This window comes from Plantactinospora sp. DSM 117369 (assembly GCF_053764795.1).
Genome location: NZ_CM132446.1, coordinates 9,749,187 through 9,773,744, shown reverse-complemented (window position 1 = coordinate 9,773,744; position 24,558 = coordinate 9,749,187). Strand labels below are relative to the sequence as shown.

General features: G+C 71.7%; 20 protein-coding genes. 12 read left to right on the top strand and 8 right to left on the bottom strand.

Annotated elements, in window-relative coordinates:
- The first annotated feature begins 128 nt into the window (after positions 1 to 128).
- Complete coding sequence (locus ACSMXO_RS42050) at positions 129 to 929, top strand: hypothetical protein (RefSeq protein WP_455416168.1); 801 nt, start codon at positions 129 to 131, stop codon at positions 927 to 929.
- Between the two features lie 265 nt (positions 930 to 1,194).
- Here ACSMXO_RS42050 and ACSMXO_RS42045 read toward each other — a convergent pair whose 3' ends face one another.
- A complete protein-coding gene (locus ACSMXO_RS42045) occupies positions 1,195 to 1,890 on the bottom strand; it encodes an NUDIX hydrolase (protein WP_346258083.1) in 696 nt (231 codons plus the stop codon).
- Positions 1,891 to 2,282: 392 nt separating this feature from the next.
- Here ACSMXO_RS42045 and ACSMXO_RS42040 point away from each other — a divergent pair, with 392 nt between their 5' ends.
- Positions 2,283 to 3,815 (top strand): M28 family metallopeptidase, encoded by a 1,533-nt coding sequence (locus tag ACSMXO_RS42040; protein ID WP_455416167.1) that lies wholly within the window; start codon positions 2,283 to 2,285, stop codon positions 3,813 to 3,815.
- A gap of 154 nt (positions 3,816 to 3,969) precedes the next feature.
- A complete protein-coding gene (locus ACSMXO_RS42035; RefSeq protein ID WP_455416166.1) occupies positions 3,970 to 4,584 on the top strand; it encodes a Uma2 family endonuclease in 615 nt (204 codons plus the stop codon).
- A gap of 6 nt (positions 4,585 to 4,590) precedes the next feature.
- On the opposite strand, the gene ACSMXO_RS42030 is transcribed toward ACSMXO_RS42035, so the two are convergent.
- Genes ACSMXO_RS42030 through ACSMXO_RS42015 form a run of 4 tightly spaced genes read right to left on the bottom strand, consistent with a single transcriptional unit; the run spans position 4,591 to position 9,928 of the window.
- Positions 4,591 to 5,820 carry a hypothetical protein gene (locus tag ACSMXO_RS42030; RefSeq protein WP_346258080.1) on the bottom strand — a complete coding sequence of 410 codons (1,230 nt, stop codon included), beginning with the start codon at positions 5,818 to 5,820 and terminating at the stop codon, positions 4,591 to 4,593.
- Positions 5,821 to 5,829: 9 nt separating this feature from the next.
- Positions 5,830 to 6,291: a hypothetical protein gene (locus tag ACSMXO_RS42025; RefSeq protein ID WP_455416165.1), complete on the bottom strand. Its 462-nt coding sequence runs from the start codon at positions 6,289 to 6,291 to the stop codon at positions 5,830 to 5,832.
- Positions 6,288 to 8,003: a GTPase gene (locus ACSMXO_RS42020; protein ID WP_455416164.1), complete on the bottom strand. Its 1,716-nt coding sequence runs from the start codon at positions 8,001 to 8,003 to the stop codon at positions 6,288 to 6,290. The genes ACSMXO_RS42025 and ACSMXO_RS42020 overlap by 4 nt, the downstream gene beginning before the upstream one ends.
- A complete protein-coding gene (locus ACSMXO_RS42015; protein ID WP_455416163.1) occupies positions 8,000 to 9,928 on the bottom strand; it encodes an ABC transporter in 1,929 nt (642 codons plus the stop codon). Before ACSMXO_RS42015 ends, ACSMXO_RS42020 begins: the two co-directional genes overlap by 4 nt.
- Before the next feature lie 396 nt (positions 9,929 to 10,324).
- Here ACSMXO_RS42015 and dnaK point away from each other — a divergent pair, with 396 nt between their 5' ends.
- From dnaK to ACSMXO_RS41980, 7 genes are all read left to right on the top strand, one after another.
- Entirely contained in the window at positions 10,325 to 12,202 is a 1,878-nt protein-coding gene (gene dnaK / locus ACSMXO_RS42010) for a molecular chaperone DnaK (protein ID WP_346258077.1), read from the top strand.
- Between the two features lie 81 nt (positions 12,203 to 12,283).
- Positions 12,284 to 13,258 carry a nucleotide exchange factor GrpE gene (gene grpE / locus ACSMXO_RS42005; protein WP_455416162.1) on the top strand — a complete coding sequence of 325 codons (975 nt, stop codon included), beginning with the start codon at positions 12,284 to 12,286 and terminating at the stop codon, positions 13,256 to 13,258.
- 140 nt (positions 13,259 to 13,398) lie between these two features.
- Positions 13,399 to 14,586 carry a molecular chaperone DnaJ gene (gene dnaJ / locus ACSMXO_RS42000; RefSeq protein WP_346258075.1) on the top strand — a complete coding sequence of 396 codons (1,188 nt, stop codon included), beginning with the start codon at positions 13,399 to 13,401 and terminating at the stop codon, positions 14,584 to 14,586.
- A gap of 84 nt (positions 14,587 to 14,670) precedes the next feature.
- Positions 14,671 to 15,063 carry a heat shock protein transcriptional repressor HspR gene (locus ACSMXO_RS41995; protein ID WP_346258187.1) on the top strand — a complete coding sequence of 131 codons (393 nt, stop codon included), beginning with the start codon at positions 14,671 to 14,673 and terminating at the stop codon, positions 15,061 to 15,063.
- A 504-nt stretch (positions 15,064 to 15,567) separates the two neighbouring features.
- Positions 15,568 to 16,113 carry a DUF4360 domain-containing protein gene (locus tag ACSMXO_RS41990; protein WP_346258074.1) on the top strand — a complete coding sequence of 182 codons (546 nt, stop codon included), beginning with the start codon at positions 15,568 to 15,570 and terminating at the stop codon, positions 16,111 to 16,113.
- A gap of 249 nt (positions 16,114 to 16,362) precedes the next feature.
- Positions 16,363 to 17,007 (top strand): DUF4360 domain-containing protein, encoded by a 645-nt coding sequence (locus ACSMXO_RS41985; protein ID WP_346258073.1) that lies wholly within the window; start codon positions 16,363 to 16,365, stop codon positions 17,005 to 17,007.
- A gap of 188 nt (positions 17,008 to 17,195) precedes the next feature.
- Complete coding sequence (locus ACSMXO_RS41980; RefSeq protein WP_346258072.1) at positions 17,196 to 17,834, top strand: DUF4360 domain-containing protein; 639 nt, start codon at positions 17,196 to 17,198, stop codon at positions 17,832 to 17,834.
- A 360-nt stretch (positions 17,835 to 18,194) separates the two neighbouring features.
- On the opposite strand, the gene ACSMXO_RS41975 is transcribed toward ACSMXO_RS41980, so the two are convergent.
- The 3 genes from ACSMXO_RS41975 to ACSMXO_RS41965 all read right to left on the bottom strand — a co-directional run bounded on the left by ACSMXO_RS41975 (position 18,195) and on the right by ACSMXO_RS41965 (position 20,536).
- Complete coding sequence (locus ACSMXO_RS41975) at positions 18,195 to 18,626, bottom strand: hypothetical protein (RefSeq protein WP_455416161.1); 432 nt, start codon at positions 18,624 to 18,626, stop codon at positions 18,195 to 18,197.
- Positions 18,627 to 18,826: 200 nt separating this feature from the next.
- Positions 18,827 to 20,029: a cation:proton antiporter gene (locus tag ACSMXO_RS41970; RefSeq protein WP_455416160.1), complete on the bottom strand. Its 1,203-nt coding sequence runs from the start codon at positions 20,027 to 20,029 to the stop codon at positions 18,827 to 18,829.
- A 6-nt stretch (positions 20,030 to 20,035) separates the two neighbouring features.
- Entirely contained in the window at positions 20,036 to 20,536 is a 501-nt protein-coding gene (locus ACSMXO_RS41965) for a cation:proton antiporter regulatory subunit (RefSeq protein WP_107262611.1), read from the bottom strand.
- 118 nt (positions 20,537 to 20,654) lie between these two features.
- Between ACSMXO_RS41965 and ACSMXO_RS41960 the strand changes: the two genes are divergently transcribed.
- Together ACSMXO_RS41960 and clpB are read left to right on the top strand one after the other, a co-directional pair.
- The gene (locus ACSMXO_RS41960) at positions 20,655 to 21,788 is read left to right on the top strand and encodes a hypothetical protein (RefSeq protein ID WP_455416159.1); all 1,134 of its coding nucleotides are present in this window, start codon (positions 20,655 to 20,657) and stop codon (positions 21,786 to 21,788) included.
- Positions 21,789 to 21,939: 151 nt separating this feature from the next.
- A complete protein-coding gene (clpB, locus tag ACSMXO_RS41955) occupies positions 21,940 to 24,531 on the top strand; it encodes an ATP-dependent chaperone ClpB (protein WP_455416158.1) in 2,592 nt (863 codons plus the stop codon).
- Positions 24,532 to 24,558 lie beyond the last annotated feature (27 nt).

The following is a 24,558-nucleotide window of genomic DNA, read 5'->3' as shown; positions in this document are numbered from 1 at the left end:
ACGCTGTGTAACGCTGGCCAACGCAGGGTTACTCGGCCACTGTAGGTAGCAGCGGTGTCACCCTCGCCGCGATCCGTGTACCACCCGGCCGCCGCCTGGCCCGCGCCGGTGACGACGAGGAGTTTTCCGTGCCCAACCACGGTTACGAGCCCCCGGCTCCCGTGCTGCTGGCCCGGCACCGCCGGTCCGGCGGCGCGCACGTCGGATATCGGAGGGTGACCGGGGTGCACCGGGCGGAAGGGCTCGGAGGCCCGGCCCGCCGGTACCTGTTCACGGTCGCACTGCTGGCCGGTACCTCCTCGTTGCCGATCCTGGCCGCCATCGGCAGCGGCTCGGCGACCGTCTCCGACGGGATGCGCCCGGCCGACGCCACCCCGTTCGTCCCGCCCTCGCCGGGGGTACTGCCGAGCTACCCGACCGTCCCGCCGCTGGTGGAACCGGGACCGGCCGGTACGGGGGCCAGATCCGAGCAGACCGGCTGGCTGCCGTTCCCCGTCCCGACCGGCGCCGTGCCCGACCCGCCGTCCCTGTCCGCGAGCGAACCCGGATGGGTGCCGCCGGAGATCGACCTGCCCGGTGCGAACGGGCCGGGTACACCGCTGCCGCCGACCGTCCGACCGCCGGCCCAGTCGCCCGCTCCGACCCCGCCACCGGTGACGTCGCCGTCTCCGGTGCCGTCGCCGTCGTCCGGCTCCTCGACCGGGGCGCCGTCCGCCGCGCCGACCAGGTCACCCGCGCCGACGGGTGCGCCGTCCGTCCCCGCCGCACCGGTGCCGTCCCCCTCGCTGCCGACCAGCCCGGTGCCCACGCCGGGCGCTACGGCCTCGGCGGGACCGACCGCCACCCCGGGACCGACCGGCCATCCGGCCACCCCCGCACCGACTCCCGCGCCGGTACCCAGCACCCCGCCCGGTGGCACCGCGTCCTGAGCCGCCCCCGGGAGGACGCCGTCGAACCGCCCCTCGCGGTAGCCGCCCGGCGGACCGGACCCAGCCGGGCGGGACCGCCGTCGAGTTGCCTGTCGGGGTAGCCGTCCGGCGGACCGGACCCAGCCGGGCGGGACCGCCGTCGAGTTGCCTGTCGGGGTAGCCGTCCGGCGGCCCGGACCCAGCCGGCGCGAGCGCTGTCGAGCTGCCCCGTCCGTGCGCCCACCTGGGCGGTCCGGTGACGGATGCGGTGAGGGCGGGCCGGAGTTCAGCTCCGGGTGACCGACGGGCGGAGCATCGGTGGGTGCAACAGCTCGGCCGGACCGCGTCGGAAGAGCTGGGCGGGCCGTCCGCGGTCGCCCTCGGTGACCCGGCCGGCCGGCTCCACGAATCCGGGGGTACTGGTGACCTTGCGATGGAAGTTGCGCGGGTCCAAGCGGCTGCCCCAGACGGTCTCGTAGACCGTGCGCAGCCGGGCGATGGTGAACTCCGGCGGGCAGAACGCGGTGGCCAGCGGGGTGTACTCCAGCTTCGCCCGGGCCCGTTCGAGCCCGTCGGCCAGGATGACGTCGTGGTCGAACGCGAGTTGGGCGTCGGCGACCCGGGACACCGGCAGCCAGTCCGCCGCCGCCGCGTCCGTACCGGCCACCGGCGGGGGTAGGTCCGGCAGCAGTGCCAGGTACGCCACGGTGACCACCCGACCCCGCGGGTCCCGCTTCGGCGACCCGTACGTGCCCAACTGTTCGAGATGGCCGATCGGCTCGGGAACTCCGGTCTCCTCGGTCAGTTCCCGGGCGGCGGCGTCCGGCAGGTCCTCGTCGAAACCGACGAACCCGCCAGGCAGCGCCCAACGATCGTGGTACGGCGGCACGCCCCGGCGTACCAGCAGGATGCAGAGTTCGTCCGCCCGCACGGTGAGGACCACCAGGTCGACGGTCACGGCAAACGGCGGAAATTCGGCCATCTGAATTATCACCACCTTGACGAGAAGCTATCACAGTGGTTATCGTCAGTAGGACGAGAAAGGATTCGGTCCCGCACTCACCGGCCGGACCGAACTACCGGGACAAGGTCGTCGACCGGCAACGACGGCCTTCGGCGGCGCTGGCCCTCGGGCCAGCGCCGCCGCCTCGATCGGCTGGCGGGGGGCCAGGCCGCTCACCGGTGGTGTCGGCGGGACCGACCTGCTCCCCCAGGTCGTGGCCCGCCGGCCGTCGATGGCCGATCGTCGGCGGAAGTCCCGCACTACCGGGCGGTAAGCACACTCGTGTGGACTATTCACCGGCCAGTGACGCATAGCTATGCTGACCTCCCTCGATAAGACCGGTAACCCCGGTGACCCGACAGGGAGGCAGCGTGGGTCGCACCCGCAATCGGTGGAGCCGTGGCCTACTGGCCACCACCCTCGTGACAGCGCTCGCGGTGGTGGCGGCGCCCGCGCCGGCACAGGCCAGCTCCGGCCTCGGGAGCCTCGGCTCCTGGGTGCTGCGCAAGGCCGTCACGGCCAAGGGCGTACACAAGCATCTCAAAGAGCTGCAGAAAATCGCGGACCGCAACAACGGCAACCGCGCCTCGGGCGCGCCCGGATATGACAAGTCGGTCGACTACGCGGAAAAGGTGTTCCGGAACGCCGGATACCGGGTTACCCGGCAGGCGTTCGACTTCCAGACCTTCCTGATCAACACTCCGTCCGAACTGGAACGGGTCTCGGCGCCCGCCGGCGACCTGCCACATCGGATCATGAGCTACTCGGGCAGCGCCGACGTGACCGCTCCGGCCAGCGTGCCGGCCGGCGACTCGCAGGGTTGCAACCCGGGCGACTTCGGCCCGGCGAACGTCGGCACGATCGTCGTGATCAGCCGGGGCACCTGCCCGTTCGGGCAGAAGGCCAGCACGGCGGCGGCGGCCGGCGCGGCGGCGGTGGTCATCTACAACAACATCCCGGGTGACCTCTCCGGGACCCTCGGCAACGCGTACACCCTGGACTTCGCCGCCCTCGGCGTCTCGCAGGCGCTCGGCCAGGAGTTGGTCGGCCAGGTCGCCAGCGGTCTGACCCTGCGGGTCTTCACCGACACCTTCCGGGGCCAGGCCACCACCGAGAACATCTTCGCCGAGTCGCGCTGGGGCGACCCGGGCAACGTGGTGATGGCGGGTGCGCACCTCGATTCCGTGCCGGAGGGTCCGGGCATCAACGACAACGGCAGCGGCAGCGGGGCCCTGCTGGAGATCGCCGAGCAGATGCGCTGGTTCCCCACCAGGAACAAGGTCCGGTTCGCGCTCTGGGGCGCCGAGGAGGCCAACCTGGTCGGCTCGACGTACTACATCGCCAACCTGCCGCAGGCGGAGCGGGACAAGATCGCCCTCTACCTGAACTTCGACATGGTCGGCTCGCCGAACTACGTCCGGTTCGTCTACGACGGCGACAACTCGGCCTTCCCGCCCGGCACCGGGTCCGCGGCCGGCCCGCCCGGCTCGGGAGCGATCGAGAAGCTCTTCCACGACTACTTCCGGTCGCAGCGGCTGGCCTCGGCCGAGACGCCGTTCTCCGGGCGTAGTGACTACGGGCCGTTCATCGCGGCCGGGGTGGACATCCCGTCCGGCGGCCTCTTCACCGGGGCCGAGCTGGTCAAGACGGCCGAGGAGGCCCGGGTCTACGGCGGCACCGCCGGCCAACCCTACGACCCCTGCTACCACCAGCGGTGCGACGACATCGACAACATCAGCCTGAAGGCGATCGACGAGATGTCCGACGCGGTCGCGCACGCGCTCATCACGTACGCCTACGACACCCGCAGCCTCACCACCCCGCTGACCGGCCCGACCCGCGGCACCACCGCGCCGGCCGGTGGTGGCGGCGGCCTGCACGACGACCACGAGGTCGCGATCTGATCCATCGGGTACCGGACGACGGGGCGGCGCGAATGCGCCGCCCCGTCGTCCGGTACGTGAACCTGTCGGTGCTCTCCGTTAGCGTGGCGCCCGTGAACGTCCCACCCGTAGCCTTGACCTCGTGGCTTCCCCGACCGATCCCGGAGGTTCTCCGATGAGTGCCGCCCCGATCGCCCTCGACCGGCCCGGCCCGCACGGCTACACCACGGCAGACCTGCACGCCCTGCCCGATGACGGCCGGCGCTACGAGCTGATTGACGGGAGCATCATCGTGTCCCCCTCGGCCACGATCGACCACAACACCATCGCCTTGTGGATCGCGACCATCCTGTGGGATTCCAATCCCTCCGATGAGTACGTGGTCGGCACCGACCAGTCGACCACGGTCGACGCGCACAACGAGCCCCGGCCGGACGTGGTGGTGACCCGGGCGGAGCACCTGCGGCGTACCCCGTTCCCGATCACCGACGCGCTGCTGGTGGTCGAGGTGGTGTCACCGACCTCGGCGCTGCGGGACACCGAGACCAAGCGGGCGCTCTACGCCCGGGCCGGGGTACCGGCGTACTGGATCGTGGTGCCGGAGGAGGAGAAGCCGACGATCTCCCTCGCCGAGCTGGTGCTCGACCAGGGCAGCCGGAGATACCGGTACGTCACCCACTACACCACCGAGCCGTTCGCGACCGCGCAGCCGTGGCCGGTCCGGGTTGACCTGCCCGCGCTGACCGCCCGCCGGGCCAAGCTGCTGGGCCAGCCGGTCGAGCAGGGCTGACGGCCGCTATGCCGGCTCGTCGTCCATGCGCTGCCGGTTCGCCTCGATCCAGGCGTCCAGCGCCGCCGGGTCGTTCGGGTCGACGCCGTCGGCGATGAGCTGGGCCACCGCCGCCGTCGCCGGGCTGCGCCGCTCCCCGGTGGTGTAGAGCCGGACGAACTCCGGCACCATCTCCTCGATCGAGGTGTCGGTCTGGGACGCCGCCTCGGCCGGCAGCCCCCGCAGCCGGGCGGCGTACGCGGCCCAGCTCCGGACCACCCGGGGCAGCATCGCCGCGTCGTCCATGTCGAGTACCGCCCGCCGGTGCACCCAGTCCAGCAGGAACAGGCCGGCCACCGCCGGGCTCCAGCGCAACGGGTCCGGGTCGGAGAAGGTCGCCGAGTGGTCCAACACCAGGCTGAGGCAGAAGTGCAGCGAGGCGAGGTCGGCTTCGGGCACCTCGGGCAGCCCGAACCGGGCGGCCTCGGGCGAGGCGAGGAAGGACCGGACCAGCCGGTCCCGCTCGGCCGTGGAGAGCGGCTCCGGCTCGTCGGCGACGGTGGTGGCCGGCGCGGGCGGGGGCAGCAGTGCCAGCCGGGCGCCGACCAGGGTCCGGTCGGTGGCCAGCGAGCCCTCGTCGGGCAGGTCCCCCAGCTCGTCGGTGATGACCAGATGCCGGGCCACCTCGCCGCGCAGCCGGGCCGGATCCTCCTCGCGGAACCAGGTCAGCGCGTCGCCGGCACACATCTCCCGGACCTGACCGAGGATCCGCTCGGCGGGACCGCCGACGAAGACGTCCTTGGTGATGCCGATGTTGTGGTCCACCAGGGCCACCACGGCGTGCTCCGGGCCACCCGACGCGCTGTCGTCGTAGGCGAAGGTGGCGAGGTAGGAGGTCTGGTCGCCGTACACGTCGCCGTAGGCGTAGCTGCCGGTCAGGCGTACCTTGCCGAGCTGGCCCGACCAGGACGGCGCCTGCGCGCCCGGTTTGACCGAGGCGGCGCCGTCGGCGTCCGGCACCAGGGCCGCGAAGACGGTCCGGATCGTGGTCGCGGCGGCGGTACGCCGACGGGACGTCGCGGAGAGGAAGTCGCCCACGAAGTCCCGGACGGCGCTGTTGCGATCTTCCTCCGCGATCGCATAGACGCTGCCCAGCAGTGCGGTGCCGAGCATCTCGGCGTCGAGCGCGCAGTCGAGCTTGGTCACGTCGCGGGCGGCATGCAGCACGGCTTCAAAGGGGGTCCGAGGCGAGGCCATGGACCGACCCTACGCCCGAGGACGCCGATCCAGCACGAGCAGCGCGCCGGGGCCGAGCACGCCGAGCAGCAGCGTGCCCCGGCTGGCGAGCAGATCGGCGCTGCTCAGCGTGCCGATGTGCGCCAGGTGGAAGACCAGGTGCACGGTACTGAAGATCAGCAGCCCGCTCAGCACCACGGCGGTGACCCGCCGGTCGTCGAACCAGGCGGCGGCCAGCAGCATCGCGCCCAGGGTCAGGAACGCCGCCCCGACGTCGGTCATCAGGTGCGAGTTGTACGGCGGGTAGCCGGCCGTCCAGGAGAGCCCGAAGCCGGGGAAGTTGTCGAAGAACCAGCGCGGTGCCAGCACGGCGGGCACCCCCCAGGAGACGTGCAGTACGCCGAGCAGCACCAGCCCGCCCCGCACCAGTACCGGCCGCCACCTGCCCGTGGCCGTCCCGGTGTGCCGCTCGCCGAGGGCGCGGCGGCTCATCGGCGCCCGGCGGCGACGCCCAGCGCGGAACGTGCCTCGGCGTACGCCCGCAGCACCTCGCGGACCGGGGTCACCACGTACCCCCGGGCGGCCTCGGCCACCGCGTCGTGCATCCGGCCCTCGGCCCGCCACCGGGCCCGCCGGGCGGCCCACCTGATCACGGGCTTGACCAGCAGCGAGAGCAGTGCACCGCAGAGCAGGCCGCCGAGCAGCCCGACGGTGGGCAGTGGCGCCACCCCGACCATCGGATAGTCCAGTTCCGGCAGCCCGAGGGCGCGTACCGCGTAGCCGAGGAGCAGCCAGCCCAGGCCGATGACCGCGGTGACGGTGACCAGCCACTGCACCGCGTTGACCAGCCGCCACCAGACCGGCTGGCGGTCCACCCCGAGGTCGGTGGTGGCGACGGCCCGGTCGAGCGCGTCGGGCAGGTCGGCCAGCCGGGACCGGGCCGCCGCGGTCACCGCCGCCGGCCAGGGACTCGGCAGCGTCGCCCCGGCCCGGTCGGCGACCGCCCGGACGGCCAGCCCGACGGCGGAGCGCTGTGCCGCGCTCGGCTCGGGTACCGAGGTCGCCGCGACCGGCGGGCGCTCGATGCCCAGCAGCCCACCGGGCTCCGGCGGACGTTCCGGCTCGGCGGGTGCCCCGGTCAGGTGCAGCCGGCGGAGCGGGTCGGGGCGGAGCCGTCGTAGGCCCCGGGCCAGCGGCCAGCCGGTCGCGGCCACCGCCCGGTGCCGGTACGCCTGCTCGGTCGCCTCGGCCACCGCCGGTACGCCGGCTGCGGCGGCCAGCGCGTCGATCAGCCGGCGGATCGTCGGCCGGTCCACGTCGTCGTCGGCCCGTCCGGGGTCGACGAGCCCGGCTAGCCCCTCGACGACCGTGTCCACGTCTCCGGAGAGCCGCCGCAGCGCCGCCTGCCGCTGCGCGACCGCCTGCTCCAGGGCGGCTCGCAGCGGTGCCGTACCGGCGTCGCCGAGCGCCGAGGTGGCGAGCACCGGTACCCCGGTGAGCTGGTCGGCGTCGACCAGCCGGCGCAGGTCGGCGAGCACCCGGGGCAGCTCGTCCGGGGACAGCCGGTCGGCCTGGTTGAGCACCACCACGGTGACGTCCCGGTGCCGGTGGAGCTCGCGCAGGTAGCTGCGGTGCAGCACCTTGTCGGCGTACTTCTGCGGGTCGACCACCCAGACGACCAGGTCGACCAGGCCGAGCAGCCGGTCCACCTCGGAGCGGTGCGACCACTCCACCGAGTCGAAGTCGGGCAGGTCGAGCAGGACCAGGCCGTGCAGCGCCGCCTCGTCCGTACCGTCCAGCGCGCTCTCCCGGACGAACCGGTGCCGGGGCAGTACGCCGACCCAGTCGAGCAGCCGGATCGCGCCGTCCAGCGGCCCCCAGACGCAGGCATGGGTGACCCCGGTGGTCGGCCGGCGTACCCCGACCGGTGACATCTCGAACCGGGCCAGCGAGTTGAAGAGGCTGGACTTGCCGCTGCCGGTGGCACCGGCCAGTGCCACCACGGTGTGGTTCAGCGAGAGTGCCAGCCGGGTGCCGGCCCGCTCGATCAGGGTGTGCGCCGGGACCAGCCGCTCGTCGGGCAGGTGGCCGTCGACGGCGCCGAGGAACCGGTTGACCGCGTGCAGGCGCTCGACCAGCCGGTCCGGGTCGGCCCGCTGGTCGGGACGGAACGCGTCCCGGACCCTGCCCAGGATGTCGGTCATCGGGCCTCCGCTCCGGCGGTCTCGGCGGCGCCGGCCCGCGCGGCGTCGACCAGCCGGGCCGCCTCGCGGAGTTGGTCGCCGTGGCCGGCATCGACACCGGCCGTCGCGGTGCGGGCCAGGTAGCGGGCCGCCTCCTCGTCGAACAGCCGGTCGACCATACCGAGCAGCTCGGCCCGGGCCCGGGTGGCCAGGTTGCGGGTCGCCTGGTCGCCGAAGATCGCTTCCAGTACCTTCTGCGCGGCGACCGTGGTGCCGCCGGCCGCTGCCACCTCCAGCCCGGTCGGGATGAACGCGGTGGAGGCGAAGACCGCGATCATCACCGCCAGTCCGGTGGCGTTCACCGCGTACGCCGCGCTGCGGGCCACGAAACGCTTGTCGCCGCCCTGGGCGCGGACCAGCTCCAACACGCCGCGCTGCCAGTCCCGGACCAGCCGCTCGGCCCGCTCCGGCAGGTCCTCTCCGGGTCGGGACAGCTCGCTGGTGAGCAGCGCGGCGCCGGCCGGATGGGTCTGCCAGGCCGCGGCGGTCTGCTCGGCGGCCGTGGCGGCGGACTCCCGCAGCAGCGTGACGAGCTGCGACTCGATCGCGCTCCGGAGCTGGGCGTTGGGGGCGGGGCGACCGGTCACCGCGGCGACGAGCCGGTCACGGAGCTGGCCGACCCGGGCCTCCAGGGTGCGGAAGAGTTCACCGGTGCCGACGAACTCCTGCCAGCGGGCCAGCACCTCGCCGCGGAGCAGCCGGCCGTCCCGGAGGGCCTCCTCGACCGAGCGGCGGGCGCCCCGGTAGCCGCTCCGGACCCGTTCGTCCAGCGCCTGTGCGGCGTTCGCCTGCTGGTCGGCGGTGGTGGCCAGGCTGTCGACGGCCGGGCCGAGCGCGGCGACGGCACCGTCCAGGGTCTGCCGGATCACCGCCGCCCGGGCCTCCGAGTCGGCGGCGAGCCGACCGAACCAGGAGCGCAGCGGCTCGGTCAGCCGCCCCGGCAGCAGCCCCTGGCCGTCGACCACCGTCTCCGGGAGTACGAACAGCGGCGCGGCGCCGAGCTGGTGTTCGGCCAGCATCTCGACCAGGTGCGCGGTCACCTCGTCGGTGGCGGCCGGCGGCACCCGGTCGAGGACCAGCGCGATCGCCGTACCGCGGAGTCGGGCGGTGTGCAGCAGTTCCCAGGGCACCGCGTCGGCGTACCGGGCGGCGGTGGTGACGAAGAGCCACAGGTCGGCGGCGGCGAGCAGTTGGGCGGCGAGCGCCCGGTTGGCGTCCACCACCGAGTCGATGTCCGGGGCGTCCAGGAAGGCCAGCCCGGCGGGCAGGGCGGGTGCGGTGACCAGGTGCAGGGTGTCCGGCTGGTCGCCGGGGGCGGTGGTCCGGGTCAGCCCGGGCAGCAGCTCGCCCTGCCGGAACCAGGCCGCGTCGAGCGGGCTGCAGACCAGCACCGGCGAGCGGGTGGTCGGCCGGAGCACGCCGACACTGCTGACCCGGGCCTGGACCAGGCTGTTGACCAGGGTGGACTTGCCGGCGCCGGTCGAACCGCCGACGACCACCAGCAGCGGCGCGTCGAGCCGGGCGAGTCGGGGTAGCAGGTAGTCGGCGAGCTGGGCCCGCAGCGCCGAGCCGAGTTGGCGGGCCTCGTCCGCTCCCGGCAGGGCCAGTGGATAGGCGGTGACGTCGATCGCGGCCCGCAGCCGGGTGAGCGCCCAGCGCAGGTCAGCGGCGGCGTCGCCGGCCGGGGGCCGACCCTCCGCGGCGGGGACGGTCTCGGGCGGCGTGGGGACGGTCGGGGGCACCCGGTCCGCCGGGCCGGCCGGGTCGCCGGCCGGTGGGTCCAGGAGGGTGGTATCGGCCTGCTCGCGATCCGCGTCGGCGATGGGGTTTTCCGGGCCGACCAGGGGCGTGCCGAGGCCGGTGGCCGGTTCGCCGTGGGTCGTCACGGGGTAAAGACTGCCCGATCCCTGCAACACAGACAACAGGCACCGTTGCTCGCGGATCAACGCACAGCCCGCCGCCGGTTTCCTGGCCGGCTGTCCGGATCCCCACGACCACTGAACCTTTTTCAACCTGGACCGCGCGGCGCTCACGCACGGCGTCCGACCTTGCGGTCCGTCGGACCGCAAGGGGAGGTTGAAAAAGGTTCACTGTCGATGCCCTGCCGTGCCGAGGCATTCGCGGTGGTGGAAGCCCTGACACGGGTTGCGTCGATGTGACTCAAGTCCGACTTTGCGCGTACGGCAGATCGTGGCACTATTGAGTCCGGTCCACTCAACTTGCGGTGGGTGCGCTGCGGGCGGTGCCCGTCACCTGCCTTGTAACGAAGCGAGGAAGCGAAGATGGCACGTGCGGTCGGAATCGACCTCGGCACGACGAATTCCTGCGTCAGCGTTCTCGAAGGCGGTGAGCCCACCGTCATCGCGAACGCCGAGGGCTCGCGGACGACTCCTTCGATCGTCGCGTTCGCCCGCAACGGCGAGGTGCTCGTCGGTGAGGTCGCCAAGCGTCAGGCGGTGACCAACCCGGACCGGACCATCCGGTCGGTCAAGCGGGAGATGGGCACCAACTGGTCCGTCGACATCGACGGTAAGAAGTACACCTCACAGGAGATCTCCGCCCGGACGCTGATGAAGCTCAAGCGGGACGCCGAGGCGTACCTGGGCGAGCGGATCACCGACGCCGTGATCACCGTCCCGGCGTACTTCAGCGACGCTCAGCGGACCGCCACCAAGGAGGCCGGGGAGATCGCCGGCTTCAACGTGCTGCGGATCGTGAACGAGCCGACCGCGGCGGCGCTGGCGTACGGGCTGGACAAGGGCTCCAAGGAGCAGACCGTCCTGGTCTTCGACCTCGGCGGCGGCACCTTCGACGTGTCGCTGCTGGAGCTGGCCGAAGGGGTCATCGAGGTCAAGTCGACCAGCGGTGACAACCACCTCGGTGGCGACGACTGGGACGAGCGGATCATCGACCACCTGGTGAAGACCTTCCGGGGCCAGCACGGGGTCGACCTGTCCCAGGACAAGATGGCGATGCAGCGGCTGCGCGAGGCGGCCGAGAAGGCCAAGATCGAGCTTTCCGCCGCCACCACCACCAGCATCAACCTGCCGTACATCACCGCCGGTCCGTCGGGTGGCGACGGTGCCCCGTCGGCGCCGCTGCACCTCGACGTGACGCTGACCCGGGCGGAGTTCCAGCGGATGACGCAGGACCTGCTCGACCGCTGCAAGGGCCCGTTCGACCAGGCCATCAAGGACGCCGGGGTCAAGGTCTCCGACGTCGACCACGTGATCCTGGTCGGCGGCTCGACCCGGATGCCGGCCGTCTCCGAGCTCGTCAAGCAGCTCACCGGCCGGGAGCCCAACAAGGGCGTCAACCCGGACGAGGTCGTCGCGGTCGGTGCCGCGCTCCAGGCCGGCGTGCTCAAGGGCGAGGTGAAGGACGTCCTGCTGCTCGACGTGACCCCGCTGTCGCTGGGCATCGAGACCAAGGGCGGCATCTTCACCAAGCTGATCGAGCGCAACACGACCATCCCGACCAAGCGCTCCGAGGTCTTCACCACGGCCGACGACAACCAGCCGTCGGTGCTGATCCAGGTCTTCCAGGGCGAGCGGGACATCGCGGCGTACAACAAGAAGCTCGGCACCTTCGAGCTGACCGGCCTGCCGCCGGCGCCGCGCGGTGTGCCGCAGATCGAGGTCACCTTCGACATCGACGCGAACGGCATCGTGCACGTCAACGCGAAGGACCTCGGCACCGGCAAGGAGCAGTCGATGACGATCACCGGCGGCTCGGCGCTGCCGAAGGACGACATCGAGCGGATGATGCGGGACGCCCAGGACCACGCCGACGAGGACAAGCGGCGCCGGGACGAGGCGGAGACCCGCAACCAGGCCGAGCAGCTCCAGTGGCAGACCGAGAAGTTCCTCGCCGAGAGCGGGGACAAGCTGCCGGCCGAGCCGCGTGACAAGATCAACGAGGCCCTCGGCGACCTGCGCTCCGCGCTCGGCGGGACCGACCTGGAGAACGTCAAGTCGGCCCACGAGAAGCTGCTCAAGATCTCCCAGGAGGCCGGCTCGCTGCTCTACGCGCAGCAGCAGGCCGAGCCGGGGCAGCCGGGTGCCGCCGGCGCGGGCCCGGAGGCCGGGCCGACCGGTGCCAAGGGCGGCGCCGACGACGTGGTGGACGCGGAGATCGTCGACGAGGACGACAAGAAGTGAACCTTCTTGAAAAAGGTTCAGTGACGACGCGCTCCCCGCGTACCCGGGCTGGCCGTAAGCACAACGGATCGAGGTAGCTGAATGACGGACAAGCCACGAGCCGCCGAGCCGGAGTCCACCGGATCGGCGCCGGGTGGCTCCGCGCCCGCCGGCCCTGCCTCGGGCACGGACGGCGAGGGCGTCGTCATCCGGAACAACCGGAAGATCAACCTGACCGGCGACCAGCCGGGCTCGGGCGGTACGACCGACGGGACCACCCTGGCGGCGAAGGATCCGAACCCGGATCCGGAGCCGCCGGGTGACGCCGAGCCGGTGGTGGCCGCCGGAGAGGTGGACGACACCGCGTCGACCGGTGCCGCGGCCTCGGTCGACGACGCGAAGTCGGCCGAGGGCGGGCCGGAGGTGGCGGACGACGCGACCACCGACCCGGGGGACGTGACCGTCGACGACTCCGGTGTGGCGACCACCGACCCGGCCACCCCGGTGGTCGACGACACCGAACTCGCCGAGGTGCTGGCGGCGGAGCGGCCATCCGGCACGGACGGGCCGGTGGTGGACGCCCCGGCCACGCCGGTCACCGAGGCCACCGCCGACGTCGACGGGCCGGGCCCGCTCGGCGCCGAACTCGCCGCGCTGCGGGCCGAGTTGGACGAGCGGACCAGGGACCTCCAGCGGGTGACCGCGGAGTTCGCCAACTACCGCAAGCGGATGGACCGGGAGCGGGCCAGGGACGCGGACCGGGCCACCCGGGTCGTACTGGCCGCGCTGCTGCCCGTACTCGACGACCTGGACCGGGCCCGCGAGCACGGCGACCTGGTCGGGCCGTTCGGCACGGTGGCGGAGCAGTTGAACACCGCCCTGGCCAAGTTCGGGCTGACCCCGTTCGGCGAGAAGGGCGACCCGTTCGACCCGAACCAGCACGAGGCGGTCGCGCACCAGACCTCGACCGAGGTCACCGAGCCGACCTGTGTCGAGGTGCTGCGCCGCGGCTACCAGGTCAACGACTCGCTGCTGCGGCCCGCGCTGGTCGCGGTGGCCGATCCGGAGCCGGGGTGAGCGTTCCTGCGCCGGAGAAAACCGGGTCGGAGCGAGGTTGAGCCGGTGCGTCGCGGTCGAGGTGCCACCCGTACGCCGTCCGTCGGATGGGGTGCGGGCGGCACCTCGACCGCGCCACAGGGGAAGGAGGTGGACGACCGATGAGTTCCAAAGACTGGCTGGAGAAGGACTTCTACGCCGTACTGGGGGTGGCAAGGTCCGCCTCTCCTGACGAGATCAAGAAGGCCTACCGCAAGCTGGCCAGGGAATCGCACCCGGACCACAACCCGGGTGACGCCCAGGCCGAGGAGCGGTTCAAAGCCGTCTCCGAGGCGTACGACGTGCTCGCCGACGCGCGCAAGCGCAAGGAGTACGACGAGATGCGCTCGCTCTTCGGCTCGGGCGCGTTCCGCCGCAACGCCCGGTCGGGCGGCCCCGGCGGATATCCGTTCGACGTCTCGGACCTCTTCGGCGGGGTCGGCCAGCCGGGCGGTGCGGCCGGCGGGGATCGCCGGTTCGGCGGGGCGGGGTTCTCCGACCTGTTCAGCTCGATCTTCTCCGGCGGCGGTCCCACCCGGACCCGTGGCCCGGCCCGTGGTCGCGACGTGGAGGCCGAGGTCATGCTCGACTTCGGCGACGCCGTACGCGGGGTGACGGTGCCGTTGACGCTGCGCGCTCCCGGCGTCTGCGACACCTGCCACGGTGACGGCGCCAAGCCGGGGACGCTGCCCCGGACGTGCCCGCAGTGCCGGGGCGCCGGAGTCGTCACCCGCAACCAGGGCTCGTTCAGCTTCTCCGAGCCGTGCCGGGAGTGCCAGGGCGTCGGCACGATCGTGGACGAGAAGTGCCCGGAGTGCCGGGGCACCGGCGGGGTGACCAAGTCCCGCACGCTCAACGTGCGGTTTCCGGCCGGGGTCGCGGACGGCCAGCGAATCCGGCTCGCCGGCCGGGGTGAGCCCGGTGACCGCGGTGGCCCGCCCGGCGACCTGTATGTCCTGGTCAACGTCCGCGAGGACGATCTCTTCGGGCGCAGCGGCGACGACCTGACCCTGACCGTGCCGATCACCATCGCGGAGGCGGTGCTCGGGACGGACCTGCGGGTGCCCACGCTGGACTCGTCGGTGACCCTGCGGGTGCCGCCGGGCACCCCGAGCGGCCGTACGCTGCGGGCCCGGGGCAGGGGTGTGGTGAGGCGGGACGGCCAGGCCGGTGATCTGCTGGTGACCGTGGAGATCGCCGTTCCCGAGCAGCTCTCCCCGGAGGCCAGGAAGGCGCTGGAGGAGTTCGCCGCGCAGACTCCGGCGGCGGCACGGGAACATCTCGACGCCCGGGTGCGTCGTTTCAACTGAGCTGTTGGCAACGCGGAGGTGATCAAGGTGGCCGAGGAGTACGTCGTCGTCTCGATCGAGCAGGCGTCCGACGCCAAGGTTTTGATGATCTCGGTCGCGGCCCGGATGGCCGGCATGCACCCGCAGACCCTGCGCCAGTACGACCGGATGGGGCTGGTGCAGCCCGGTCGGGCCCCGGGCGGCGGCCGCCGGTACAGCGCCCGGGACGTCGCGCTCCTCCGCGAGGTGCAGCGGCTCAGCCAGGACGACGGTGTCAACCTGGCCGGCATCAAGCGGATCATCGTGCTGGAGCAGATGGTCGACGAACTTCAGCAGCGGGTCGCCGGCCTACAGGCCGAGTTGGAGGCCGCCTACCGCCGGGTGGCCGAGTTGGAGGCGCTCGGCGGGCTGCCCCGCCGGGACCTGGTGCCGACCAGCCGGCCCTCGACCGCGCTGGTGGTCTGGCGCCCCCGCCGCACCACCGACCCGTCGGCCTGACCTCTCCGGGTGATCCGAAACCACTACCCCGGGTGTTTCGGGAACATTACGCCCGATTCTCGGAATCCGTTTGCCAGAAGGCTCGGAAACCATTACCCCGGGGAGCCCGGGAGGCTTCACCGTACATAGCGGTGGCGTCGGAGCCCGTTGTACCGCCGGTCTCCGGCATCTTTCTCCGTGCGCCTCCGGTGAAGGTCATGAAGCGTCTTGTCCATCCGACCTGGGTCTGGGTAAGGGGTGGCGGGCCGCCGAGCCGTGTCTTGGTGCCGCGCTATGACGCGGCTCTGCGGATGCTTGTGACCCGAGAAGGAAATTGATCAACAGTTTCCGGAATGTGCACGGTTACAAGATTGTTTAATTGACGGCTATCAATGTTCTGACTATGGTGGGCTGCGGGCGCGACCGCATCGCGACGACCGGAAGGGAACTACCATGTCCAACGTGATGGCTGTCGGCGGCGTACTCGCGGCATTGTTTGCCTCGACGGTAGCTACCGAGCCTTTGGTGACTCCTGCCGAGAGGGTCACCATCAGCGTGGAGACCGTCAATGGATCGGGCTGCCCGGCGGGGACGGCCGAGGTGAGCACCGCAGCCGACAACACGGCCTTCACGGTGAGCTACAGCGACTACTTCGTGCTGGCCGGTGCCGGGGCGAAGCCGACCGAGTTCAGGAAGAACTGTCAGCTCAATCTGCGGGTCAACATCCCACAGGGGCTCACCTTCGCGGTGGCCCAGGTGGACCTGCAGGGCTTCGCGTACCTCCAGCGGGGAGCCAGCGGCTCGCAGCACTCGCACTACTACTGGATGGGCAGTTCGTCGACCGCGCAGACCAGCCACGAGTTCACCGGGCCGTACAGCGGCGGCTGGCGCACCTCCGACCGGGCGGCTGCCCTGGTCTACGCACCCTGCGGTGAGACGCGCAACCTCAACGTCAACACCGAACTGCGGGTCGACGGCGGCGACGCCGACAACGGCACGAGCTTCATGACGATGGACTCAAGCCGGGGCAGTGTGCGCAGTGTCTACCACCTCAGCTGGAAAGAGTGCTGATCGCGCCGCCGTAAACGCATCCCCTGACGGCGGTCTGTGGGATTAGCGCGAATTGGGGCCCCTGGGTCTGTCGATGGAATGTGAATGTCCATCGCGCCTGACCCGGGGGCCCCTGCGTTTTCGGTAGCGGATCGTTGTAGCACTTTTCGCGCCCCGCGCATTCAACTTTAAGACATTGACGAACATCAATAAATAGAGTTAAGGTGTGCCTGCGCGCGCGACATTATCGCCACGATCGGGAGGGAACCCATGATCAGTGTGCTGGCCATTGGCAGTCTCGTTGCCTCGATGCTCGGCGGGATTGTCATCCCGACGGATCCGCCCGTGGAGCCTCCGGACGAGCAGATTGTCATCGAGGTCATTACCATCAATGGTTCGGGTTGCCCGGCCGGGACCGCGGCCGTCGCGGTCGCCCCCGACAACACCGCCTTCACGGTGACCTATAGCGACTATCTCGCCCAGGTCGGCGTGGGGGCGCGGCCGACCGACGCCCGGAAGAACTGCCAGTTGGCCCTGCAGGTGCACGTCCCGGAGGGCTTCACCTACGCCATTCTCCAGGCCGACTACCGCGGCTACGCCTACCTGGCGAACGGTGCGACCGCGGTGTCGCGGGCGAACTACTACTTCCAGGGCTCCTCGCCGACGACGTACAAGAACCACAACTTCAGCGGCCCGCTGGACGACAGTTGGCAGACGACCGACACCTCCGAGCTCACTTCGGTGAGCTACGCGCCCTGCGGCGAGATGCGCTTCCTCAACATCAACACCGAACTGCGGGTGAACGTCGGGACGTCCAACCCGGCGACCACCACCAGCTTCATGGCGATGGACTCGACTGATGGTGGCATCAACACCATCTACCACTTCGCATGGAAGAAGTGCGAAGAGTCCTGACGTGAGACCTCCGGGTTGGGATGCGGGAATCTGCTCCGGCATCCCGGCCCTGGAGGCGGGGGCCCGCCCGGTCGGCGTTGTCCGGGCCGTGCGGGCACCGGCGAAGAGGGCCATCCGATCGATGGATGACGTTTGATACATCGCGCGGGCAACGGCTCGCGCGACGGTGACCGAAGGGAGCCCCGGAAATGTTGCACACATTAGTCATCGGCAGCCTGGCGGCGTCGTTAATGGGTCTGCCGGTACTCGCCGATCCCGTACCGACCACGAATCCGCCGGCCGAGCGCATCACGATCGAGATCGTGACGGTCAACGGGTCGGGTTGCCGGCTCGGCACGGCGGCGGTCGCCACGGCGCCGGACAACACGGCCTTCACCGTGACCTACAGCGACTACCTCGCCCAGGCCGGCGCGGGTACCGCGCCGACCGACTTCCGGAAGAACTGCCAACTGGTCCTCAAGGTGAACGTTCCGGGTGGCTTCACGTACGCGATCGGGCAGGCCGACTACCGTGGCTTCGCCCACCTCGAACGCGGTGCCACCGGCATGCAGCGGGCGAGCTACTACATCCAGGGCACGTCGCCGACGGCGGCCGAGTCGCACTCCTTCGCCGGCCCGGTCAGTGACAGTTGGCAGACGACCGACGTCACGGACGTGGCCTCGCTGGTCTACGCCCCCTGTGGCGAGGTGCGGCTGTTCAACATCAACACGGAGCTGCGGGTGAATCGGGGTACCTCGGACCCGAAGACGACCAGCTTCATGATGATGGATTCCACCGACGGCGGCGTCAGCACGACGTACCACTTCAACTGGATGCGGTGCGAGTAGACCCCGCCGGGACCGGGTCCCGGCGTGCCCGAGCCAGGGCGACATCCACGCACACCGGTACGGCATCCGCCGTCCGGCGTCGCGACGGTTCAAGCGAAGAACTCGGCTGGCGCTCGTCGAGAGGTGCTTCGAGCGCCAGCTCTTCCTGCCGGACCCCGGGGCAGTGCCCCCGAAGGGTCCCGCTCCCGACCCGCTGCCCGGTTTCCGGCACGCGGGACCGGTGAGATCAGTAACCTGACTGGTGGTGCGGCTCCCGCAGATCGCGGTCCTCCGGTACGCAGGTCAGGTCCCGTGCTCCGGTGGTCCGGGGTCCACGGGGGGTCCCGGCCCGCCGCTCGTCCGGCCGCCGGCCGACCCGGGTCAGCCCAGCCGGCGGGACTGCCGGACCAGGCCGCCCTCGCACCAGTCGCGGTAGTCGAACAGCTCCGGCCTCGCCTGGAGCATCCGGGTGTTGTGCGCCCAGATGACCATCGGCTCGTCGCCGAGCCGCTCGGCCTGCTCGACCAGCTTCCGCAACCGCCGCTTCGGATGGGCCTGGAACTTGGTCCGGATGCCGTCCGCGGCATAGATGTAGAGGCAGTGCAGCGCGAACCGGCGGGCCGGACACGACGGGTCCATCGCCAGATCGAACAGCGTGCCGATCAGCCGGTCGCCGGAGACCAGCAGGTCCCAGTCCTTCGGCATCGTATGCAGCGGAACCGAGTCCGGCTCGTAGGCCCAGGCTCGAAGCTCGGCGGGGGATGGATCCACCGGGTTGGCAAAGCCCCGGAACGCAGAGTCCTGCACGCTCAACGGGCCGCCTTTCCGCTCGCGCGGCTGCCGGGCTCCCCCGGCCCCCGCAAGACCTGTGGCTACTGCGGCGACACGGTAACGCGCTGTTGCCAACCTGCGAAAGGGCCGCCAAGTGCTATTTCATCAACCCGTTACGCGTTGGTGGAACCGGCCGAACGGTGATCCCGGTATGTGGAGCGCGGCACCCGCCGCGCCCCGGCTCACTCCGTCGCGGGAGCCGGTGTCGGGCCACCGGCGGCGGACCGGCGCAGCCACCGCTTGAACCAGCCGGAGTCGGGCAGCCGGGCCAACATCGGGCCGGTCACCACGGTGATGAGCACATACGCGGTGGCCAGCGGGCCGAGTTGCGGGTTGACCACGCTGGTGGTGACGGCCAGCCCGGCGATGACGATGGAGAACTCCCCGCGCGGCGACAGGGCGAGCCCGGCCCGCCACCGACCCGGCAGCCCGATCCCGACCCGTTTCGCCGCCAGGTAACCGGTCAGCACCTTGGTGGCCATGGTGACCACGGCCAGCGCCAGCGCCGGCAGCAGCACCGGCGGGATCGCCCGGGGGTCGGTGTTCAGGCCGAAGAAGACGAAGAAGACGGCGGCGAAGAGGTCCCGCAGCGGCGAGAGCAGCTCCGTCGCGTTGTGTGCCACCGGTCCCGAGAGGGCGATGCCGACCAGGAACGCACCGACCGCCGCCGACACCTGGAGCCCGGCAGCGAGGCCGGCGACCAGCAGGGTCAGCCCGAATACGCCGAGCAGCAGTGCCTCCGGATCCCGGGCGGAGAGCATCCGGGAGATGAAGTTGCCGTACCGGATCGCCACCACCAGCACCAGGACCACGGTGAAGACCGCGATTGCCAGCGCGATGCCGCCGCCGAGCAGGCTCTGACCGCTGAGGATCGCGGTGACCAGCGGCAGGTAGAGCGCCATCGCGAGGTCCTCGATGACCAGCACCGACAGGATTACCGGGGTCTCCCGGTTACCGACCCGGCCGAGGTCGGCCAGCACCTTGGCGATGACGCCGGACGAGGAGACCCAGGTGACCCCGGCGAGTACGATCGCACCGACCCAGCCCCAGCCGAGCAGCAGCCCGAAGGCCGCCCCCGGCAGCGCGTTGAGCAGGCCGTCGACCAGCCCGGCCGGGGCTGCGGCGCGCAGGTTGCCGACCAGTTCGCTGGCGGAGTATTCCAGGCCCAGCATGACCAGCAGCAGGATCACACCGATCTCGGCGCCGACCTCGAAGAACTCCTCGCTGGCCGAGAGCGGCACCAGCCCGCCGTGCCCGAAGGCGAGCCCGGCGAGCAGATAGAGCGTGATCGGTGAGAGCCCGATCCGCCGGCTGAGCCGGCTGAGCAGTCCGAGGACGAAGAGCAGCGCACCGACCTCAATGAGCAGGACAGTGGTGTGATGCATCTCCCGTCAGCCGTCCGGGTCGGTCTCGGCGAGGATCGCGGTGACACCGTCGAGTCCCTGGCGGGTGCCGACCACGACCACGACATCGCCGGCCTCGAACCGGAAGGTCGGATCGGGTGAGGCGATCACCTCGCGTTCCCGGAGGACCGCGACGATGGATGCGCCGGTACGGGTACGGGTCTGCGTGTCGCCCAGCCGCCGGCCGACGTACCGCGAGCCGGCCGGGATGGCGATCTGCTCGGTGAGCAGCCCGGCGGCCTGCTGGCGAAGCCCGGAGAGCTGGCCCAGCATCAGCGAGGCGCCGAGGATGTCGGCCAGCGCCTCCGCCTCGTCGTCGGTGAGCGGGACGTCGGCGGTGCAGGAGTCCGGATCGTCGGGGTCGTACAGCACCAGATCCCGTCGGCCGTTGCGGTGCGTGACCACACCGAGCCGGCGTCCGGAGGCGGTGACCACGTCGTGGCGTACGCCGATCCCGGGCAACGCCGTCTGCTCCACACGTACTCGCACGTAACCAACCGTACCCGTTTGTCGATCGAGGGCTGAAAGGGCCAGACCCGCCCCCGGTGGCCGATCGGTCCGGAACCGTACCGTCGGTCGGGGGATCGGTGCTTCGTGGAGGTGACCGATGCGCGTTTCCGAAGGGCGTACCGGATCGGTGTCGGCGGTGGCCCTCGCCGTCGCACTCGTCGCCGGCTGCACCGCCGGCCCGATCGGGGAGATCCGGCGCACCGCTCCGCCGCCGAGCCGGCCGGTGGACCCGGGCCCGCCGGTGGAGCCGCGCCACCCGCGGCTCGCCGTCCCGCCCGGCGCGGTGCTGCACCAGCTCGAGTTCGTGGACGCCGCGCGCGGCTACGCGCTCTTCGTCGACGACGGCACCGGCACGGGCACGCCGACTCCCGGACCGCCCGGGCCGAACTCGACCAACCTGCTCTTCGGCACCGCCGACGGCGGGCGTTCCTGGCAGCGGCTCCGGCATCCGCACCCGGCCGGCCTCCACCAGCTCTATACCGGCAATGGCCGGCTGGTGCTCTGGGTCGAGCCGGTGGACTGGTACGTCTCCGTCGACGCCGGCCGGACGTTCCGGCACTACCGGGGCGAGCAGCCGCCGGCCGCGTACCAGCCGACGCAGGGGAGCTACCAGGTCTGCTGCGACGGTGACGATCCGCCGAGGGTGGTGCGGTGGATCGGGGAGGAGCGCCGGGACGTGCCGACCCAGCCGCGTCTGCCCGGGATCTCCGGAGTGGCGGACAGCGGTGACCGGCTGCTCGCCAGCGGGCTGGCGGACGGTCGCCCGTACGCGTCGGTCTCGCCGGACGGCGGGCGGAGCTGGCGGACGACGGCGTTGCCCGAGGTCGACGGCGACCTCGGGGCCGTGCTGCCGGTGTTGGCGGCCGACGGCGACGCCTGGCTGGTCGGCTACCACGCCGAGGACCGGACCCGGTTCCCCCGACTGTGGCGGCGGGTCGGTGCCGAGGTCCCGTCCCGCTGGGTAGCGGTGGATCCGTCGGGCAGGCCCGACCGGTTCACCTCGGTGGTGCCGCTCGGCGACGGCCGGCTGGTGGTCTCGTCGCCCCAGGGCACCGGGCTGGTCGCGGACGGCCGCTACGTGGACCTGGCCTGGCCGGTCGGGGAGCACTACCTGCGGATGCTGGACGACGGCACGCTGTTCGCCGCGCATCCGCCCGGCGGCGGGGCGTGGCTGGGGCTCGGCTCCGGTACCGAGCGGCGGTGGGTCGAGGTGCGGTTGGCCGGAATGTGACCGACGTCACGACGTTGGAGTTGAGTGGAATAGACTCAACTCTGGTTGTGTCGTTCGTACTGGAGGTGGTGTCGCCGGGCCGCGGCGTCACCGCCCGCCACGCTGCCGATGCCGGCCCGTGCCCACGGCCGGCGGACCGTATTGGGAGCCCATGAACGCCGAACGTCTCACCACGAAGAGCCGCGAAGTCATCACCGGCGCCGTCGCGACGGCGAACCAGCGCGGCCACGCCACCGTCGAACCGTGGCACCTGCTGCTGTCCCTGCTGGACACCGGCGGGTCCACCGCCGCCGGGCTGCTGCGGGCGGTCGGGGCGAATCCGGCCGACATCCGGCGGGCCGCCGCCCGGGCCGTGGAGAACCAGCCGGCCGCCCGGGGATCCAGTGTCGCCGAGCCGAGCCTGTCCCGCGAGTTCGTCAACGCGATCGGCGCGGCCGAGCAGATCGCCCGGCCGCTGGGCGACGAGTACACCTCGACCGAGCACCTGCTGGCCGGGCTGGCCCGGGTCGGCGGCGCGGTCGCGAACACCCTCAAGCAGGCCGGCGCCACCGAGGAGAACCTGATCGCCGCCTTCCCGGCGGTACGCGGCGGCGACCGCCGGGTCACCACCGCCGACCCCGAGCAGACCTACCAGGCGCTGGAGAAGTACGGCGTCGACCTGACCGCGAGCGCCCGGGACGGCAAGATCGACCCGGTGATCGGCCGGGACGCCGAGATCCGCCGGGTGGTCCAGGTGCTCTCCCGGCGTACCAAGAACAACCCGGTGCTGATCGGCGAGCCCGGCGTCGGCAAGACCGCGATCGTCGAGGGGCTGGCCCAGCGGATCGTCGCCGGTGACGTCCCCGAGTCGCTCCGGGACAAGAAGCTGGTCTCGCTCGACCTCGGCGCGATGGTCGCCGGTGCACAGTACCGGGGGCAGTTCGAGGAGCGGCTCAAGTCGGTGCTGGAGGAGATCAAGAACTCCGACGGCCAGGTCATCACGTTCCTCGACGAGCTGCACACCGTGGTCGGCGCCGGCCGGGGCGAGGGCTCGATGGACGCCGGCAACATGCTCAAGCCGATGCTGGCCCGGGGCGAGCTGCGGATGGTCGGCGCGACCACCCTCGACGAGTACCGCGAGCACATCGAGAAGGATCCGGCGCTGGAGCGGCGCTTCCAGCCGGTGCTGGTCGGCGAGCCGACCATCGAGGACACCATCGGCATCCTGCGCGGGCTCAAGGAGCGCTACGAGGTACACCACGGCGTACGCATCACCGACGCCGCGCTGGTCGCCGCCGCCAGCCTCTCCGACCGGTACATCACCGAACGGTTCCTGCCGGACAAGGCGATCGACCTGGTCGACGAGTCCGCCTCCCGGCTCCGGATGGAGATCGACTCCCGGCCCACCGAGGTGGACGAGATCGAGCGGGCGGTACGCCGGCTGGAGATCGAGGAGATGGCGCTGGCCAAGGAGCCCGACCCGGCCTCGGCCGAGCGGCTGATGCGGCTCCGCAAGGAGCTGGCCGACAAGCGCGAGCAGCTCACCGCGCTCAGCGAGCGGTGGCGGCTGGAGAAGGAGCACATCACCCGGATCTCCACCGCCAAGGAGGAGCTGGAGCGGCTCGGCGGCGAGGCCGAGCGGGCCGAGCGGGACGGCGAGCTGGAACGCGCCGCCGAGCTGCGCTACGGCCGGATCCCGGAGCTGAAGGCCGCGCTGACCCGGGCCGAGGGCGAACTCGCCGGGTTGCAGGCCGACGGGGCGATGCTCAAGGAGGAGGTCGGCGCCGACGACATCGCCGCGGTGGTCGCCTCCTGGACCGGCATCCCGGCCGGCCGGCTGATGGAGGGCGAGACCGCCAAGCTGCTCCGGATGGAGTCGTCGCTCGGCGCCCGGGTGGTCGGCCAGGCCGAGGCGGTCGCCGCGGTCTCCGATGCGGTACGCCGGGCCCGCGCCGGGGTCGCCGACCCGGACCGCCCCACCGGCAGCTTCCTCTTCCTCGGCCCCACCGGTGTCGGCAAGACCGAGCTGGGCAAGGCGCTCGCCGAGTTCCTCTTCGACGACGAGCGGGCCATGGTCCGGATCGACATGAGCGAGTACGCCGAGAAGCACTCGGTGGCCCGGCTCGTCGGCGCCCCGCCCGGCTACGTCGGGTACGAGGAGGGCGGGCAGCTCACCGAGGCGGTGCGCCGCCGGCCGTACTCGGTGATCCTGCTCGACGAGGTGGAGAAGGCGCATCCGGACGTCTTCGACGTACTGCTCCAGGTGCTCGACGACGGCCGGCTCACCGACGGCCAGGGGCGTACGGTCGACTTCCGCAACGCCATCCTGATCCTCACCTCCAACCTCGGCACGGCGGTCGTCTCCGACCTGACCCTCGGCGAGGAGGAACGCCGGGAGGCGGTGCTGGCGGTGGTCCGCTCGCACTTCAAGCCGGAGTTCCTCAACCGGCTCGACGACATCGTGGTCTTCGCCTCGCTCACCGGGCAGGAGCTGCGCGGGATCGTGGACATCCAGCTCGACAGGCTGCGGCGGCGGCTCGCCGACCGGCGGCTGGGCCTGGACGTCACCGACGCGGCCCGGAGTTGGCTGGCCGAGCACGGGTACGACCCGATCTACGGTGCCCGGCCGCTGCGCCGGCTGGTGCAGTCGGCGATCGGGGACCGGCTGGCCAGGGCGCTGCTGGCCGGCGAGGTGCGGGACGGCGACACCGTCCGGGTCGACCTGGCGGACAGCAAGGAGTCGCTGACCGTCGTCCGGGTCTGAGGACATCTCCGGCGGGGCCGGCCCGAT

Coding starts and splice junctions, on each gene's coding strand:
- ACSMXO_RS41970 (WP_455416160.1), bottom strand. CDS start 20,029: ATGCATCACACCACTGTCCTGCTCATTGAGGTCGGTGCGCTGCTCTTC.
- dnaK (WP_346258077.1), top strand. CDS start 10,325: ATGGCACGTGCGGTCGGAATCGACCTCGGCACGACGAATTCCTGCGTC.
- ACSMXO_RS42025 (WP_455416165.1), bottom strand. CDS start 6,291: ATGAGCCGCCGCGCCCTCGGCGAGCGGCACACCGGGACGGCCACGGGC.
- ACSMXO_RS42030 (WP_346258080.1), bottom strand. CDS start 5,820: ATGGCCTCGCCTCGGACCCCCTTTGAAGCCGTGCTGCATGCCGCCCGC.
- ACSMXO_RS41995 (WP_346258187.1), top strand. CDS start 14,671: ATGATCTCGGTCGCGGCCCGGATGGCCGGCATGCACCCGCAGACCCTG.
- ACSMXO_RS41985 (WP_346258073.1), top strand. CDS start 16,363: ATGATCAGTGTGCTGGCCATTGGCAGTCTCGTTGCCTCGATGCTCGGC.
- dnaJ (WP_346258075.1), top strand. CDS start 13,399: ATGAGTTCCAAAGACTGGCTGGAGAAGGACTTCTACGCCGTACTGGGG.
- ACSMXO_RS41980 (WP_346258072.1), top strand. CDS start 17,196: ATGTTGCACACATTAGTCATCGGCAGCCTGGCGGCGTCGTTAATGGGT.
- clpB (WP_455416158.1), top strand. CDS start 21,940: ATGAACGCCGAACGTCTCACCACGAAGAGCCGCGAAGTCATCACCGGC.
- ACSMXO_RS42035 (WP_455416166.1), top strand. CDS start 3,970: ATGAGTGCCGCCCCGATCGCCCTCGACCGGCCCGGCCCGCACGGCTAC.
- grpE (WP_455416162.1), top strand. CDS start 12,284: ATGACGGACAAGCCACGAGCCGCCGAGCCGGAGTCCACCGGATCGGCG.
- ACSMXO_RS41960 (WP_455416159.1), top strand. CDS start 20,655: ATGCGCGTTTCCGAAGGGCGTACCGGATCGGTGTCGGCGGTGGCCCTC.
- ACSMXO_RS42045 (WP_346258083.1), bottom strand. CDS start 1,890: ATGGCCGAATTTCCGCCGTTTGCCGTGACCGTCGACCTGGTGGTCCTC.
- ACSMXO_RS42020 (WP_455416164.1), bottom strand. CDS start 8,003: ATGACCGACATCCTGGGCAGGGTCCGGGACGCGTTCCGTCCCGACCAG.